The organism is Microbulbifer sp. TB1203, from assembly GCF_030997045.1.
Taxonomy (GTDB): domain Bacteria; phylum Pseudomonadota; class Gammaproteobacteria; order Pseudomonadales; family Cellvibrionaceae; genus Microbulbifer.
On sequence record NZ_CP116899.1, the window covers coordinates 1,341,932 to 1,358,748 of the forward strand.

19 protein-coding genes are annotated in these 16,817 nt (G+C 57.4%); 2 read left to right on the forward strand and 17 right to left on the reverse strand.

The genetic code is table 11. The features are described 5' to 3' along the window. Positions 1–2: 2 nt before the first annotated feature. From PP263_RS05710 to gap, 15 genes are all read right to left on the reverse strand, one after another. The gene (locus PP263_RS05710) at positions 3–413 is read right to left on the reverse strand and encodes a hypothetical protein (RefSeq protein ID WP_308367400.1); all 411 of its coding nucleotides are present in this window, start codon (positions 411–413) and stop codon (positions 3–5) included. 44 nt (positions 414–457) lie between these two features. Further along, entirely contained in the window at positions 458–2,050 is a 1,593-nt protein-coding gene (locus PP263_RS05715) for a DASS family sodium-coupled anion symporter (RefSeq protein WP_308367401.1), read from the reverse strand. A 134-nt stretch (positions 2,051–2,184) separates the two neighbouring features. Further along, complete coding sequence (locus tag PP263_RS05720; protein ID WP_308367402.1) at positions 2,185–2,841, reverse strand: response regulator transcription factor; 657 nt, start codon at positions 2,839–2,841, stop codon at positions 2,185–2,187. Positions 2,842–3,168: 327 nt separating this feature from the next. After that, entirely contained in the window at positions 3,169–3,822 is a 654-nt protein-coding gene (locus PP263_RS05725; protein WP_308367403.1) for a response regulator transcription factor, read from the reverse strand. A gap of 567 nt (positions 3,823–4,389) precedes the next feature. Further along, complete coding sequence (locus tag PP263_RS05730; protein WP_308367405.1) at positions 4,390–5,799, reverse strand: phytase; 1,410 nt, start codon at positions 5,797–5,799, stop codon at positions 4,390–4,392. A 649-nt stretch (positions 5,800–6,448) separates the two neighbouring features. Then, the gene (locus PP263_RS05735; RefSeq protein WP_308367406.1) at positions 6,449–7,192 is read right to left on the reverse strand and encodes a ZIP family metal transporter; all 744 of its coding nucleotides are present in this window, start codon (positions 7,190–7,192) and stop codon (positions 6,449–6,451) included. After that, positions 7,192–8,082: a FoF1 ATP synthase subunit gamma gene (locus PP263_RS05740; RefSeq protein ID WP_308367407.1), complete on the reverse strand. Its 891-nt coding sequence runs from the start codon at positions 8,080–8,082 to the stop codon at positions 7,192–7,194. The genes PP263_RS05735 and PP263_RS05740 overlap by 1 nt, the downstream gene beginning before the upstream one ends. 10 nt (positions 8,083–8,092) lie before the next feature. Beyond that, on the reverse strand, positions 8,093–9,568 hold the full coding sequence (locus tag PP263_RS05745; RefSeq protein WP_308367408.1) for a F0F1 ATP synthase subunit alpha: 1,476 nt from the start codon (positions 9,566–9,568) through the stop codon (positions 8,093–8,095). Beyond that, complete coding sequence (locus tag PP263_RS05750; protein WP_308367409.1) at positions 9,561–10,316, reverse strand: F0F1 ATP synthase subunit delta; 756 nt, start codon at positions 10,314–10,316, stop codon at positions 9,561–9,563. The genes PP263_RS05745 and PP263_RS05750 overlap by 8 nt, the downstream gene beginning before the upstream one ends. A gap of 12 nt (positions 10,317–10,328) precedes the next feature. After that, a complete protein-coding gene (atpE, locus tag PP263_RS05755; protein WP_308367410.1) occupies positions 10,329–10,598 on the reverse strand; it encodes an ATP synthase F0 subunit C in 270 nt (89 codons plus the stop codon). Continuing rightward, positions 10,591–11,289, reverse strand: a complete 699-nt coding sequence (locus tag PP263_RS05760; protein WP_308367411.1) for a F0F1 ATP synthase subunit A — start codon at positions 11,287–11,289, stop codon at positions 10,591–10,593. Before PP263_RS05760 ends, atpE begins: the two co-directional genes overlap by 8 nt. A gap of 3 nt (positions 11,290–11,292) precedes the next feature. After that, positions 11,293–11,568, reverse strand: a complete 276-nt coding sequence (locus PP263_RS05765) for an AtpZ/AtpI family protein (RefSeq protein ID WP_183457264.1) — start codon at positions 11,566–11,568, stop codon at positions 11,293–11,295. 90 nt (positions 11,569–11,658) lie between these two features. Further along, entirely contained in the window at positions 11,659–12,066 is a 408-nt protein-coding gene (locus PP263_RS05770; protein WP_308367412.1) for a hypothetical protein, read from the reverse strand. Further along, positions 12,063–13,463: a F0F1 ATP synthase subunit beta gene (gene atpD / locus PP263_RS05775; RefSeq protein WP_308367413.1), complete on the reverse strand. Its 1,401-nt coding sequence runs from the start codon at positions 13,461–13,463 to the stop codon at positions 12,063–12,065. The genes PP263_RS05770 and atpD overlap by 4 nt, the downstream gene beginning before the upstream one ends. A 17-nt stretch (positions 13,464–13,480) precedes the next feature. Beyond that, complete coding sequence (gene gap / locus PP263_RS05780) at positions 13,481–14,482, reverse strand: type I glyceraldehyde-3-phosphate dehydrogenase (RefSeq protein WP_308367414.1); 1,002 nt, start codon at positions 14,480–14,482, stop codon at positions 13,481–13,483. A gap of 264 nt (positions 14,483–14,746) precedes the next feature. Here gap and PP263_RS05785 point away from each other — a divergent pair, with 264 nt between their 5' ends. Beyond that, positions 14,747–15,589 (forward strand): mechanosensitive ion channel family protein, encoded by an 843-nt coding sequence (locus PP263_RS05785; RefSeq protein ID WP_308367415.1) that lies wholly within the window; start codon positions 14,747–14,749, stop codon positions 15,587–15,589. Here PP263_RS05785 and PP263_RS05790 read toward each other — a convergent pair. Then, positions 15,586–15,795, reverse strand: coding sequence for a hypothetical protein (locus tag PP263_RS05790; protein WP_308367416.1), 210 nt, complete (start codon positions 15,793–15,795; stop codon positions 15,586–15,588). The genes PP263_RS05785 and PP263_RS05790 overlap by 4 nt on opposite strands. Before the next feature lie 127 nt (positions 15,796–15,922). Here PP263_RS05790 and PP263_RS05795 point away from each other — a divergent pair, with 127 nt between their 5' ends. Then, entirely contained in the window at positions 15,923–16,228 is a 306-nt protein-coding gene (locus PP263_RS05795) for an SDR family oxidoreductase (RefSeq protein ID WP_308367417.1), read from the forward strand. Between the two features lie 17 nt (positions 16,229–16,245). On the opposite strand, the gene PP263_RS05800 is transcribed toward PP263_RS05795, so the two are convergent. Then, entirely contained in the window at positions 16,246–16,767 is a 522-nt protein-coding gene (locus PP263_RS05800) for a GNAT family N-acetyltransferase (protein ID WP_308367418.1), read from the reverse strand. Positions 16,768–16,817 lie beyond the last annotated feature (50 nt).

Below are 16,817 nucleotides of genomic sequence, written 5' to 3' on the forward strand. Positions count from 1 at the left end.
TGTCAGGTTTGCTTATCCACAGCTTCCAGATTACTGCCCGTAGCCACACTGCTGGAATTAGCTGAATTACTGGTCGCGGCGGCGCCCCCTGGACTGACCGCAACAACTCCTACCTGGCTCGCTGCGGCAGCGGAGTTCGGCCCTACAACAGCAACTCCAAATTCGCAGGCCGCCGCGGCGTAGTCGGTTCCGATGGAGATTGATACCGGAGCCATTTCGGAAACATTCTCATTCTCTACCGAACCGTTGTTACCGCTAGCCACCGGTTCGTCGCCCTGAGATTCAGAGCCTGTTTCCGATACGGGATTCAAGTTCGACGGCTGTCCACTGTCCTGCTCATTGCCGCTAGAGCCTTTAGTTTGATTTTTTGCATTTGAATTATTGCTGCCACATTCTTCTGATTTGCGTTTCATAACGATTCCTCCAAGTTATTGATTTTCGTAAACGCTTTCTTGCCTCAGTTTAAGTTGACGAACTGCAACATCGTTAGGACCCCGATAACGATCATTACAATGCCGGACACATCCACTATTATTCCGGTTCTCACCATGCGCATAAAAGGAACCTGTCCCGACCCGTAAACGATGGCATTAGCCGAAGTCGATATAGGCAGTGTGAAACCGTAAACGGCAGCAAATGTCGCGATCAGTGCGGCTTGAAGTGGATCTCCGCCTCCGGAGACGGCGACTGTAGGAATAATTGGCACAAGGATGCTGATGCTAACTAGGTTGGAGGTCAGCTCCGAAATCATAATGGCAACAGCCGCAGCGAACAGGTAAACGGTGATTGCGCCTACGCCATCGACCTTTTCCGCCAGCTCAGTTCCCATGACCTGGGCTAGCCCGGTGTCGGCCATCAGATGTCCCAGGGTCAGGCTTGAGCCCATTAGCAAAACAGGTCCCCAATCCATATTGGTGACATCCTGACGCCAGCTTAATGTAAATCCCTTGCGACGGCCGATCGGCAACACAAACAACAGGCAAGCAGCGAGTACTGCAACGACCGCGGGTTGTAGGCGCTCGATGAACAGATCGTGCAACGGTGAAGAAGGGCCACTTATTAATCCAATGACGGGAGGTAACAGCCATAGCAGTATTGCTAATGTAAAAGCGATGGCGGTATTTATTTCTCCGCGCGACATCGGACCAAGTTCACGTCTGTGTTTAGCAATCAACACTTCTGCTCCTGGCAGGCGTCTGACTTCGGGTCGGTTAACCAACAGAACGGCTACGGACAAAACAGCAAATAACATAATAACTATGGGAACTGACATGGCCATCCATGTGGTCAGGGAAATACTGATACCAAAGTGGTCCTGAATGAAATCCCAGCCGACCAGGTTTGAGGCATCACCGAAAGGTGTTAACAAGGCACCGACCGTAGGTCCGTATGCCGTCATTAACATCAGCGCGGTACCGAAGTTCAAGCGGCGCTTCTCATCCATAGAAATCGAACTTTGTTCACGAATATCACTAGACAGCGCATGGATCAGCCCAACCGCAATAGGCAGTAACATGGCTGCGACAGCACCATTATCAATAACACCGGATAACAGCGCGCCGAGTGCACCAAAGGCGATGATGATACGATTCGTTGAGCCTGCAATTCCCGGAATAGACAATACGAATAAAGCAATGCGACGCCCCAGTCCGTATTTGACCATGGCTCGGGTAATGATAAATCCGCCAATAAGAAGAAATAGTATTGGTGAGGAAAATGCACCAAATATTTTTTCCGCGGTGGCCACATTCAATACGACTGCCAGGGCCAAAGCCAGAATCGAGGTGATCGGAATAGGCAGTGCGCGAAAAACCCAATAAGTGATGGTCATCACGACTACCGCCAGCAAATTATGCTGTGGCATGGTTAGCGGCATTGGTGTTATCAGAATAATGGCCAGCAGGATCGGACCGGTTACCAAACCAACCAGCCGGCCGGTTGTAATAACACGGGCATCGGATGATCCTGTTCTCTGCCGATCGGGTTTGGCGATACCCCGCATCTTTTTTTTGGTTGCGGTCAATATAGATCGCAACATATTTTCCATCATGGCCTTCGCCCCCGGTATCCATTAGATTAGCGACTACACTATCGATCACCGGAAAAGCTAACAATCCTACTTTTGGTCAGACTTTTAGTCGGAAATAATAAGTATTGGTACATAATCTTAGAACCGCAGGTAGGTTAATGTAGCAAGTTTTCCCGCATGGCGGTATAAACCGCAGCTGGAGCGTTAGCAACACCAAGTTTGGAAAAAATTACTTGCCTGTGGTGTTTGACCGTTGTCGCGCTCATGTGGAGTTTACGTGCTGTTTCGGCAATGGATATTCCATGAGCAATACAGCGCAGTACTTGCAGCTCACGATCAGTGAGAATGTGCGACAGTAGAGGGATTCCAGTAACAACGGAATCTTGCGATTTTTTTGCTTGGTATTTTTCCAGCTCATCCTGAACATTTTCTGATAGAATCTGCAAGCCGTTGTAGGCGTTTCTAATAGCCTTGCAGACTTTTTCCAATGGGTCTCGCTTGCTTAGAAATCCAGCAGCACCTGCGGTAATAGCCTGCTGAATAGTGGAATTCTTAGCAGATCCAGTCAAAATTATGGTTCGGCTTGCAATTCCTTCACGAGCGATTGATGCAATAATATTCAAACCGTTGACTTTCGGAAGGTCCAGCTCGATCAGACAGATATCCGGGCGTAGGCGGCGAATTTCCCGAATAGCTTGAATACCCTCTTCGGTCTTACTGGCCAGAGTCAGATCAGGTTCCTGTTGCACGGCGGACTCAACCCCTCTTAAAAATGCCGGGTGGGAGTCAGCAATCAGAACCCGTATTTTCATCCTTGACGTGTTCATAATTTTTCGCCCGCTTATTATTTATAATCAATAAACTTTTATTAACCGTCTTTCAGAGACTTCTTACCTAAAATAAAACACTATAACTTCCAATTTTTTACGGATAATTCTATCGTTACATATATTTTTTCTATCTAATAAAATTAAACTCTTAGATTATTATTAATTAGTCAAGTATAAAAAATGTATACTGGTTTATTACACCAAGTTATCGGCTACGCTATCTCTCATTGAATAAGTTAACAATCCTACTTTTGGTCGGACTTTTGGCTGAAAGTAACAAGTGGATAATCGCAGTATAAGGCAGGAATATTAAGGCAGCAGGTTTCCCCGCATGGCGGTGTAAACCGCAGCTGGAGCATTGGCAACACCAAGCTTGGCGAAAATTACATGCCGGTGATGCTTGACTGTTGTGACACTGATATGAAGTTCACGCGCTGTTTCGACAATAGACATTCCCCGAGCAATGCAGCGCAAAACTTCCAGTTCACGACCAGTGAGAAAGTTCACCAGTGGAGGGACATCGGGAACCATGGAATTTTGTGATTGTTGAAGATATTTTTGCAGTTCAACCTGAAGGCTTTCAGATAAAACCTGAGAGCCATTATAGACACTTCGGATAGCTTTGTAGATTCTTCCCAGTGGTTCTCGTTTGCTTAAGAATCCTGCGGCACCTGCAGCCACAGCTCTATGAACAACAGAACCCTTAGCAGATCCGGCCATAATTATGATTCGGCTTGCAATACCTTCACGAGAAATTGATGTAATAATATTCAAGCCGTTTATTTTCGGCAATTTGAGTTCAACCAAGCAGACATCCGGGCGCAAGCGGCGAATTTCCCGGATAGTTTGAACACCTTCTTGTGTCTTACCAACCAGAAGCAGGTCAGGCTCACTTTGCACGGTGGATTCAACACCCCCCACAAATGCCGGATAGGAATCGGCGATCAGAACCCGTATTTTCATCCTTGACGTGTTCATAGTTTTGTGACCGCTTATTGTTCATAGACAGTTTCTCGCTTTTAATTTTTCAGAATCGTGTTTTTGTCACATTTTATAATCTTTGTCGCAAAAATTTTTCATCTGAAAATTTTTCTATGAATATGCCAAATCAACCATTGTTTTTATTAACAGCAGCAACAGACATATCGTTTTACATTTAAGCGAAATCAGCAGGGGAACTATAAATTCACGACAAAGCCCAAACTTGAACTCGCTGATTTTTCTAATAGCCAAAATCCGAAACTTTGTTTAACAGCTCACTTGGCACACCGACTGAAGAATCGCGAAATGGTCCGATCAGAATCCGGAGAAATCATCGGCGCTCACACAGTATTTGCGAAGACCTCAGTAAGGAAGGTAAGGCATCTCCCTTGTCACGAAAGTTATCCAGATCGTTCAACCTCCAACGACTTCTGATAGCCGAGGCTCTTGGCGTCATCGAGGGCTAAACAGCCGAGGCTCTCACCAGGCTGCGGAATACCGGCAGTGGCCCATTAGCGCTACTCGGGAATGGGCTGTGCCGCGTCTTCATCAGTCCCGCGGATCGGGATCGGTGTTCACGATCAACTCTGGCTCGAATGCCTCGGCCACATCGTCCCACTTCACGAACTTCAGGTTGGCGTTGTCACGCAACTCTCCTTCATCGTCGTAAACATCCGGCGTGTTCGGCTCGTCCTGCAGCACAAGCAGGCCATCGTCGAATTCACCCCCGACGTCGACATTCGTGACATCGAAGCCGTCCGTACCATTGACGCCATCGATTCCATCATCAGCCACGACCCGGAATTCTCCGATGGGGGTGTTACCCCACCCTCGGTCGTAGATCACGAAGGTGTCGCTGCCCTGACTCGACGCAATCAGGTAACCACGACCATGGCCGCCGTCATAGATCGCCAACCCTTCGACATCGGTGGTTAGCCATTTACCGCCATAACCGGAATCCTGGTCGTAGTGGATCACGCACTCCTCATCGGCGTCAGCTTCATAGGTCCATGGCACTCCGTACTCACCGACGGTGTCGACCAGCCGCGGACGCCCCTGATAAAACCAGACCGGGACCTTCCAGATGCCCACCGCTTCCTGGGCGACATAGAGGATCCCCCTGTCGTCGTCGACGACAAGCCCCTCCGCGAACGGGCGCTCGTCCGGGTCGGTACAGGGTTCCCAGGTTGTGCCATCAGGCAGCAGGAACTGCGTGGGCAGATCGATGGTGCCGAGGTGCTCGTAGGTCACTGTGCCATCGCCCCGGTTTACCAGGCGCAGACGCGCGACGACCGGTTCACCATTCTGTGTAACGAATACCTCGGTATTGCCAAACCACTGCCAAGTGGTCAATCCATACGCCGTGAATTCCTCTTTCACCTCTTCCTGACTGGCAGCGAAGATCCACGGCAAGCTCGCCGCCGATACATCGATCAGTGGGCCATTCGGATCGTCACGGTCGATCACATAGATACGCAGCTGGTCGAGCCCGCGATCGCTGACAACCGCGATATCGACCTGACCATACCCGGACAACAGGAAGTCGTAGGCGACGTCGACGTTGTTGATACGACCCGGATTGTCGTCCGGCCCCGGCGGAGTCGGCGCGAGAATATCTTGCAGCAACTTGCCATCAATGTCGTACACCGCCAGCCCACCCTCCTTTTGGCTGGCCAGCACCAGGCTGGCTTCGGTGTCCCGCGGATTGATCCAGATCGCCACATCATCGGTCGCCCGGTATCCGCCCACCTCGTCGTCGAACGTGGGTCTGGTCTCCAGCTCAGGCTCGATTTCTACTGACTGCCCCGATCCGTCGTGCGCCGCGGCCATGCTCACGCTTCCCGCCAGCATCACTGCGGCCATACCCACAATTCCCGCCAGCATCTTCGTCCCCAGTATGGGCATCATGACGGAATGGACGCTCAGGCTGCGGTTGCTCGGTAGTATGAATTTTCTCATTGGGAATCCCTCCTGGTTCGTGTCGGTGGAACAGGAGTATAGGAATTATAAATGCCTATTTGCTCAAAAAAGTACACATCGAGCGTTGCGCTCGCCTTCAGGGCCTTGGAATCTGTTCATAATCTCCTGACGAGGCTGCCAGACCGGTGGTCCATCCCACCCACTCACGCTCAGAGCCCGTGTCCCGGGAGAGGGATATCCTTTCCTTCCGACCCGATAGTAAGATTCTTGATGGGCACGAGCCCGCCAAGGATGGCGGGAGTTTTCTGCCTTCGATTTGCCCATCCTGCAGTGCGCCCTCGAGCGGGGGTTTACAGACTACTTTTTTCAAATAGGTAGAAGAGTGGGAATGCTATAGATTAGAACAGTAGTACCAAAAACCAGGACGAATTGCCGAGAGAATCAGGTAATCCAATTTTTCCGTAGTCCTTCCAGACCAGGACGGTGGATTTGAAAAAGGGGTACAGTTCCGCATAGATGGCAACCCGCCAGTGCATCGGCGATGATAGGGTCTCCAGGCGCCGTTGTTGCGCTCCAACAAAACCTCCTCTGGCACAGAGGTCGAAGTATTTCTTCAAGGTGGATGTGTGACGTGTATAAGTTGCCCAATTATTCTGAATATAGCGTCACCCTCGATTTCTAGCCCTGCTCAGTGATAAAAGCAGCACGCGAGAATAAACATCAGCAACAGGCCTGCGGCGAAGAATCCGAAATGCACCGCCGCCGTTCGCAGGCTGGCCTGCTGTTTTATTTCCGGTATCAGGTCCGACGCGGCGATATAGACAAAATTTCCGGCACCGAACAGCATCAGCCAGGCTACGTCGAAATGGCGGGAGATCACATAGGCGATCAGGGCTCCGAGTGGAAAGGTTAGCGCGGACAGCACATTCCACGTCAGCGCGCGCCGCCGCGACCAGCCCCCGTGTACCAGCACGCCGAAGTCGCCCAGTTCCTGCGGCACCTCGTGGGCGACGGCGGCGATCCAGGCGGAGAAGCCCGCGCGGGGGTCGATCAGGAAGGTGCTGGCGATGGCGAGACCACCGATAAAGTTGTGGATGCCATTGCCGAGCAGGATCAGGTAGGTGACCGACCGGTACTTCTCATCCGGTGTGCTGTGGGAGTGGTGCCAGCGCAGCAACTGTTCCAGTAGCAGGAAGGCGCTGAAACCTGCCACCAGCCAGGCGGTCGCGGCCAGCGGCGCGAGGGATTCCAGGCCCTCGGGCAGCATATGGAAGAAGGCGCCGCCGAGGAGTGTGGCGGCGGCCAGGGAAACCAGCGGCAGCAGTATGCGATCCAGGGTGGCGGGCTTCATAAACACGGTGACGCCGCCCACCATGGCGATGGCGCTCATCAACAGGCCGCCGGCGATAATCCAAGCCAGAGGGTCTGGCATCAGTGATCGCCCTCCCGGGATTTTATTTGCGGTGGCAGTTTTGCGCTGTCGGCGTTCAGCAGTATCACCTCGATTTCCTCGGTTATCTCCTCCTGGCGCAGCTGGTTGCCCCTGCGACGCAGCGCTTCCAGTTTTTCGTCCAGGTAGCGCTGCGCGCCTTCCAGGTGTTGCATGCGCTGCTGGTTTTCCGCCATCAGGGAGACGTAGAGTATTTCGTGCAGGGCCGCGAACAGGTACTGTTCCACCAGCTCGCGCAGAAAGTCACCGGGTGCCAGATTTAACCCGGGCGCAAAGGGGAATTTTTCCGGCGCATTGCGCAGCGATTCAAACGGGGGCAGCAGTTCGCGCACTGCCACCCCCTGTCGCTGCGGGTCGTGGTAGAGCACCGCCAGTGCTATGGCGCCCCCGGCCTGCAGTTCCGAGAGCCGCTTCACCAGTTGCAGCAATCGCACGCCCACCTCATCCAGCACCGCGGCGCCCTCGACGGCCGCCAGCAGCAGCGGGTGTTCTCCCAATTTGACGCACAGCTTCTGCCCCCAACCGATAATGCCCGCTTTTGTGCCGCCGCCTTCCACAGGCTCGTCCGCCAGGCACTGATGCAAACGCTGTATCAGGCTTTCATTGAAGTTGCCGCAAAAACCCCGCTCGGAACCGATCAGCAGGTAGATGCGCCGTAGTTGCCGCTCCTGCGGCGGGGGCAGTGCCGGCGGAAAAAAGCTGAGGAAGTCCGCAGCGACGGTGCGCATGGCTTCCACCGCGCGCCGCTGGCTGTCGAGAAAACGCCCCAGCCGTCGCACCTCGATAAAAGCCATCGCCTTCATCGCGCTGACAATCTCACGTGTCTCGCCGAGTTGCTGCCCGTGGCGCTGGAGCTCGCGGCGACGGCTCACCTCTCTCCCCTCACTTTTGGGCTCCCGCGGTACTTGGCAGCCAGTCCTGCGCCAGCGCCACCCACCGCTCGCGCGGGTCGTCCAGCTGCAGGCCGCTGGCCTCCACCCTGCCCCGCAGCCCTGCCATCAGGTCCTGTACCTGTTGCAGCTCCACGCCGTCCAGCAGGTCGTCATTAAAGGCGATCATCCACGCCAGCTGGAACTCGATCGACAGCGGCGCCAGCCGCTCCTGCTTGAGAATCTCCCGCAGCACGCGGCCGCGGCGGATGGATTTTTCCATACCCGCCTCCAGCCTGGCGCCGAAGCGGGTGAACATTTCCAATTCGAGAAACTGCAGGTAGTCGAGTTTCATGCGCCCGGCCTCCCGCTTGATGGCCGGGTGCTGGGCGCGGCCGCCGATGCGGGATACCGATTTGCCGATATCGATGGCCGGGCGGAAACCACTGCTAAACAACTCGCGATCCAGGTAGATCTGGCCATCGGTAATGGAGATCAGGTTAGTGGGAATATAGGCGGCGATCTCTCCCTGTTTGGTCTCCACGACCGGCAGCGCGGTCATACTGCCGCCGCCCTGTTCCGCGTTGAGACAGGTGGCCCGCTCCAGCAGGCGCGCATGCACGGAAAATATATCGCCGGGATAGGCCTCGCGCCCCGGCGGCCTGCGCAATAAGAGCGAGAGTTCGCGGTAGGTCTTGGCGTGGGTGGAGAGATCGTCGTACACCACCAGCGTATGCAATCCCCTACGCATCCAGTATTCGGCGATACTGCAACCGGCGAATGGTGCCAGGTGTTGCAGTCCCGGCAGGCTGCTGGCCTCGGCCACCACCACGGTGGAAAAATCCAGTGCGCCGTAGTCGCGCAGTAGCTCGATAGTGGTGACCACCGCCGAGCGCTTCTGGCCGATCAGCACATAGACGCAATAGACTTGCTGATCCCGCTGGTTGATCACCGTGTCCAGTGCCAGAGAGCTGCGCCCGAGGCCCTCGTCGCCGATCAGCAGCTGCCGCTGGCCGCGGCCGATGGGAATCATGGTATCCAGCACCTTGCTGCCGGTATACAGTGGCCGGTGCACAAAATCGCGCTGCGTAATTGCCGGCGAAGGCATTTCCAGGCGCCGCCAGTCGGAACACTCGAGCGCGGCGCCGCCGTCGAGGGGATCGCCCAGCGGATCTATCACCCGCCCCAGCAGATCGTCGCCCACGGGGATACCCAGTTTTTTTTCACACAGACTTACGGCGGTGCCAGCGGTGAGATCCCGGGTTTCCCTCAACAGTATCGCGCCCACCAGTTCACCTGTGAGATCGAAGACCTGCGCGCGGCTACCGTCGGCAAAGTCCAGTACATCATCCATGGCGGCGGTGGGCAGCCCGCTGACCCAGGCGATACCGTCGCCTACCGACACCACGCGGCCCTGTTCGCGAATGCGCAGTTGAGGGCGGTAGCTCCTCAGCCAGTCCTCCCGGCGCTGCAGCAATTCGTTATTCACTACCCGTATCCCGCGCTATCCGCGCAAATCCCCGCAGTTCATCGCGCACATTTGCACCCAGCACCCAGGGACCGATCACCAGGCGCAAACCCGCTACCAGGTCGCTGTCCTCTGAAAAATGACAGTGCACGGTGTTCTGCAGTATTTGCTGCAATCCATTTCGGACTTGTTCGCGCCGGTCGGCGGACAGAGGAAAGGCACTGGATACTTCCACCGGCTCTCCAGCCGCGGGCAACTGCCGTCGCAGTTCCGCCAGTCGATCCTCCGGCAGTTCCGCCAGCGAGGCCAGCAGCAGTTGCTGAAGATTCGTTTCCAGTTCCGGGCCGGCGGCCTGTTCCAGCAGGCGCGCGGCGAAGCGGCTGCCCTGCTCCAGCGCCCGCTGTTGCAACTGATGGCGCTGTTCCCGCTGGCGGCGCTGCTCGATCACTTCGTCCTTCTGTCGCTGCTGTTGCAGGGCGTCCTGTAATGCCTGCTCCAGCTGCGCGCGCTCGGCTTTCATCTCTTGCTGCAGATCTGCCCGGGCCCGCTGACGTTCGCGCTCCCAATCATTCATGCGGCCCTCGTACTCCCGCTGCAACCGCTCGGCCTCCTCCCGCATTTTCTCAGCTTCCGCCAGGCGCTGTTCGATATCCTGCCGGCGGCGTGTGATAACGGATTGCAACGGCTTGTAGAAAAACCGTTTGAGTATCCACACCAACACCAGGAAATTGACGATTTCCAACAGGAAGGTCGACCAGCTGAGTTCCATGCGGAAATATCCCTACGGTTTGAGAAGATATTCCAGCAGTGGATTGCGAAACAGGACGATCAGCGCGATCACCAGCACATAGATGGCCAGGGACTCGATCATCGCCAGGCCGATAAACAGGGTGCGCATGATCGAACGCTCCGCTTCCGGCTGCCGCGCCAGCGCGTCCAGCGCGCTGCTGATCGCCCGCCCCATGGCGTAGGCCGGCAGCAATACGCCGATCGCCATGCCGAGTATCGCGGCGATGGTCGAAAGCAGCGCAAACCAGGTCATATCACTCATGGCGCTCTCCTTGTGGTGGTTGCCTGAGCTGTTGTGATTGCAGGCCGCCGGCAACGTAAATCAGTGCCAGCATGCCGAAGATATAGGCCTGAACCAGGGCTTCGACAATGTGCAGCATCAGTATAGGAATTGGTGCCAGAAAACCGGCCACCAGCAGAATCAGCAGCGCAGCCATTTCCAGGCTCATGATATTGCCGAACAGGCGCACCGCCAGGGCGACAGTGCGGGTGACTTCGCTGATCAGGTGGAACGGCAGCAGTATCGGGCTCGGGGTCAGGTAGTGGTGCAGATAGCGTTTCAGTCCCTGGCTGCGGATTCCGAACCAGTGCACCGACAGGAATACCAGTATTGCCAGCGCCGCGGTGGCGGAGAGATCCCGCGTGGGCGAATGTACGCCGGGAATCAAGCCGCAGAGATTGGCCACCACCAGGAAGATCCACAGGCTGGCAATAAACGGCAGCAGCAGCTTGACGTGATCCGGCGCCACCGCGCGAATGGCGTCTTCCATCGCAATCACGATACCTTCCGCCAAAGTCTGCAGTGCACCCGGTTGCAGCCGGAGGCGGCGCGACAGCAGCCAGGCCGCAGAGCCGATGGCGGCGACAATCGCCCAGGTGGTGATCACGGTGCCGGTGATCTGCAGCGGCCCTATGCGAAAAAGTACCGAGGGGAATAACTCGCTGCCGTTCACTCACTACTCCCGAATCAACAGATACACATTGAAGGCACCCACCACCAGACCGACGAATATCAGGCTGAGAGTCCAGCGAGTGGAATAGCCGGCGGTCAGGCTGTCCAGCCAGTTGCCCAGATAGGCACCGCCCACCACCGGCAGTACAAATACCAAGCCCAGGGTGCCGATATAGATGGTCTGCGCGAATAGTGTCGGACGCTCGCGTTCGGCCTGCTTCATCCGTTTGGCCTGGCGCTCGACTTTCTCACGCAGTTGTTTGTCCCTGTCCGTTGCCATAGAAACAGTAATGTAGGATGGGCAAAGCGCAGCGTGCCCATCACGGGCTGGTTGATGGGCACGCTGCGCTTTGCCCATCCTACATATTATTCAGCGCCCTGGTGACTGGCGCCCCACCTCCCAAAGCCGGCGCAGAATGGATTCCTCCATCCGGCGCAGGCTTTCTTTCATTGCGTGCAGACCCCGCTCCTCTGCCAGCAGTTGCTGTTGCAGAAGCCCAGAAATGCGCTCGTAGTCGCTGTCGATCAGGTAGCGGCGGGCGCAGATCTGCAACTGGTTATCGAGAAAATAGAGCAGTCCACCGGGCAGCGCCAGATACTGCCAGCCCTCTTCGGCACGGCGAAAACGCGCCAGGCCAAATACCAGGGCGGTCATTGTGCGCATATGCCCGGCGAGGATGCCGAAACTGCCGGATGCGTCCTCACCGACGAAGGAAGTGACGCCGTCAATCCGTTGCTGTTCGGTGGCGGACAGCAGTTGCAGGCTGAAGGTTTTCACCGCGCGCCTTCCCGCATACTGCCGCGCATATAGCAGTCCTCCTCCGACAACTCGTCGTAGTCGCCGCGCAAAAAAGCCTCGCAATCGTCCAGTGTGTCCTGTAACGGCACCGAGACGCCGGCGATACCTGTGTGGGAGGCGGTGACCATAAATGGCTGGGTCAGATAACGCTGGAGCTTGCGCGCCCGCAATACGATGCGGCGGTCCTGCGGCGACAGCTCTTCAATACCGAGCATGGCGATAATGTCCTCCAACTCGTGATAGCGCGCCAGGTGTTCGCGCACCGCCTCGGCCGCCGCATAGTGGCGGTCGCCCAAGGTATGCCGGTCCATTACCTGGCTGCTGGACTGCAACGGATCGACCGCGGGGTATAAGCCCTTTCCCGCCTGCGCGCGCGACAGCACCACCGAGGAATCCAGGTGGCTGAAAATGGCACTCACCGCTGGATCAGTCATATCGTCCGCCGGCACATAGACCGCCTGCACCGCGGTAATGGCGCCCTCCCGGGTGGAGAGAATGCGCTCCTGCAGCTCCGCCACCTCGCTGATCAGCGTGGGCTGGTAGCCGACCGTGGCGGGCATGCGCCCGAGCAGGCTGGAGATCTCGCTGCCCGCCTGCACAAAGCGGAAAATATTGTCCATCACGAACAGCACTTCCTTTTGCAGGGTGTCGCGCAGGTATTCCGCGTAGGTCAGCGCAGACAGCCCGACGCGAAAGCGGACCCCGGGCGATTCGTCCATTTGCCCGAAGACCATCAGCGTCTGTTCCATTACCCCCGCCTCGCGCATCTCGTACCAGAGTTCGTGGGCCTCGCGAATGCGCTCGCCGACGCCGGCGAATACCGACACACCGCTGTGCAGCGCGGCCACCGCGTGCATGAACTCCATTATCAGAACCGTCTTGCCCACCCCGGCACCACCGAACAGGCCAGTCTTGCCGCCCCTGACAAAGGGGCACAGCAGGTCGATGACCTTGATTCCGGTTTGCAGGATGGCGCCGGTGCCCACCGCGTCCCACAGTGCCGCGGGAGCGGCGTGAATATTTCGGTAGTCCTGTGCCGCAAGCGGCTCGCCGTCATCCAGCGGCTCGCCGAAGATATTCAGCAGCCGCCCCAGGCAGTCCGGGGTGACCGGCACATGCAGAGGCGCACCGGTGTCGAATACCGGCATGCCGCGGCTGAGGCCAGCGGTGCGATGCAGAGTGATGGCGCGCGCATGTTTCTGGTCCAGGTGCTGGTGGACTTCGAACAGGTAGGTTTCGTGGTCGAGGGATGCGCGCAACGCCTGGCGCAGCGGTGGCAGCTGCGCACAGCGAATCACCACTACCGGGCCGTGCACCTCGGCGATGAAGCCGATCGGCTCTCCCGCGCTGTCTGCCGCTGTCTCCCGACGTGCCATGGTGCAGGACGCAAGCGCTACAACGGCAGGCGCTCCAGCAAATCCAGGCAGCGGCAGGCGTAGCCGTATTCGTTGTCGTACCAGGCCTGAACCTTGACCAGGTTGCCCTGGGCGCGGGTGGAGAGACTGTGAATGATTGCGGAATGGGGATCGCCGATAATATCCGAGGAAACCAGGTCCTCTTCGCTGTAGGCGAGAATGCCTCTGAGGTCCCCCTCCGCCGCCGCCCTGAACGCCGCATTCACCTCCTTGGCGTCGGCAGCATTGCGCAGCTGTGCGCTGATATCGGTGAGGGAGCCGTCCGCCACCGGTACCCGCACCGCCAGCGCGCTCAAGCGGCCCTTCAGCCGGGGCAGTGCCAGGGCGGTGGCGGCATCGGCACCGGTAGCGGTGGGGATAATGTTGATCGCGCCAGCGCGGCCGCGAATCTTCTTGCCCGCTGCCGTATCCACCATGCTCTGGGTGGCCGTATAGGCATGTACTGTGGTAACCAACGCCTGCTCGATGCCGAATGCATCATCGAGTACTTTCAGCGGCGGCGCCAGCGAGTTGGTGGTGCAGGAGGCGTTGGAAATCACCATATGATTTTCAGGATCGAAATCGGCGTCGTTCACCCCCAGGACCAGAGTGATATCCGCGTCGGGGGAAGGGGCGCTGATCACGACACGACGGGCGCCAGCTTCGAGATGTTTGGCTGCCCCCGCCCGCTTGGTAAAGTGACCGCTGCACTCGATTACCACGTCGACCCCCTCCTCGCTCCAGGGCAGCTTCGCGGGGTCCTTTTCCGCGAACAATGGCAACTCCAGTGCGCCGACAGCCAGTTTGCCCTGCTCGCCGGAGACCTCGAAGTCCGCGCGGCCGTGCACTGAGTCGTAGCGCAGCAGGTAGAGCAGATTCTCCAGGGGCATGGGGTCATTGACGGCGACGAGGTTGAAGCGCTTGAAGCCGCCCTGCAGGTAGCGGCGCAGCAGCAGCCTGCCGATGCGCCCCAGTCCATTGATTGCTACTTTTTTCATCATATACGCGTTGTTTGAGTTGAACGGCACCTTGCAGGCGAACATAGGCGGGCTCTGTGCCAACCCTGTTCGCCTGCAAGCAGGCTCCTGAGGAATTAACATCTCCCAGGGGCAACCCCAAGCCTGACCAAGTGCGAGGCAATTGAAGGATTCCGACCTCAGCATAGCCGCCCCCCCTCCCCCTCGCCAACGGAAGGAATTTTCTCGCGCCTGCGATGGGTTTATCCTGTGTGCTCCAAAAACTCAATCATCCGCTGTGGAGCTGTAATGCTGGAATTCCTCCTGGAAAACAAACTGATTCTCACCCTGGTCGCCGTTTCCGCCATCCTGCTGTTGCGCTGGCTGCTGTCGTTTTTCTTCACGCGTCGGAGCTGGCCGAAACAGGATGTGCGGCGGCGTATCAACACAGTGCACAACATCGGCAACCTGTTGCTGGTGGTGGGGGTGATCGCCATCTGGGTTTCCGAACTGCGGGACTTTGCGCTATCCATTGCCGCCTTCTCCGTGGCGATCGTCCTGGCCCTGCGGGAGGTGGTGCACTGCTTTGTGGGGGGCGTCTACCAGGCGGGAATGCGCTCCTTCACCGTGGGGGACTGGGTCCAGATCGGCGACCAGATGGGCGAAGTGACCGACAGCGACTGGCTGAGCACCACCCTGCTGGAGGTGGATCCCAAGGGCCTGGGCAATGGCTATACCGGCACCACGCTGTTTGTCCCCAACAGCGTGTTTTTTTCCAAACCGGTCAAGAACCTCAACTTCATGCGCCGCTATATCGAGCACAGTTTCTCCATCGTGCGCGAAAACAAGGGCATCAACCCCCTCAAAGCCAAGGCGTTTCTCGTTGAGCGGGTACGGGAACATTGCGAGGCCTTCCGGGAGGTGGCGGAGCGCTACTGTAAAATGATCGAACACCGCATGGGCGTCGAACTCGCGGGCCCGGATGCCAAAGTGAGCTTTACCACCAACGAACTGGGCCACGATGTGGTAACCGTCACCCTCTTCTGCCCCCGGGAGGAAGCGACCGATATCGAGCAACGGGTGACAGAGGATTTTTACAGCTTCTGGTACGGGGAACCCCGGGAAGAGCCCGAGGTCGCCACTTCCGCTTAGTCGGCGGGCCTCACCGCCCACCCGAAGGCATCCGGGTTACTGGCGCCGCTGAAATCCGCTGTTTTGAACGCGGCATCGTCCGGCAATATCAGGTTCAGACCGTAGCTTTCATCGATGGACAGCTCCGGGTATTTTTCCCGAAGCGGCCGCAACAGCCGCGCTATGTGCTGGCGGCCGAAAACCACCGGCACGTTGAGGCGCAGCACGCCCTTCGGAAACTCGATATCGCCTTCAACAATGCCGGCGAAGTCTTATTCAAACCACTGCACCAGTTCAGCCTGGAGGAATGGCAGTGGATTCACAACACCAACCTGCGGGGAGTCTTTCCTGGCGATGAAATACCAGATCCCGGAGATACTGAAGGCGGGAGGCGGCAGCATCATCGTCACCTCCTCTCAGCACGCTTTTTCCACCCGCCCCGGTGGGGCATCTCTGGCGCAGAGCTGCGCAATGGATTACGCCGATCAGGGGTTGCGCGTCTGCGTGGTGGCGCCGGGTATCACCGACACCCCGATGTTCCGCCGCGCCACCGGCAGCAATCCGCACGCAGTGGCCAGGGCCAACGATCTGGTGCGCGGTCTGAAGAGGGTGGCGCAGCCGGAGGAAGTTGCCCGTGTGGCTCTGTGGCTGGCCTCGTGAGCACTCCTTCAGGTCACTCACTCCTGTTGCAAATCCAGGTTGTAGAGAAGCAGGGTGGGATCACCCGGATAGGCCTCGCACCGGAACCCGAGGGTGCGGGCCACTTTGCGCACTTTGGCGTTCCCCGCCGATTCGATGGTGTACATGCGTTTTATACCCCGATCGCGGGCGCTGTCGATCAGGAGGTTCATCAGCAGGGTGCCCAGGCCGCGGCGCTGCCACTCGTCGGCGACCACCGCCGCGCACTCGCAGGCGCTGCCGCCGGCGTCCACCGCGTAGCGGGCAACCCCGATCTGCTTCTGTTCCTCACCCTCTCCCGCCAGGGCGATATAGGCCTCACTCTGGAAGTGATCGATGTCGAGCAACATATCGATCAGTTTCTGGGGAGGGTTCTTGGTGCTGATACCGCCGAGAAAGCGCTGGTTCCTGGATTCCGGTGACAGGTTGCGGAAAAAGTCCAGCTCCAGGTCCAGATCCTCCTTGCGGAGGGGACGGATTTTCACCGTCTGCCCGCCTCGTAGCTTTTTCTCGGTCACCATTTCCGCAGACTCCGCCTTTCGGTTCCATACCCGAAGTTTAGGTGCGCCCG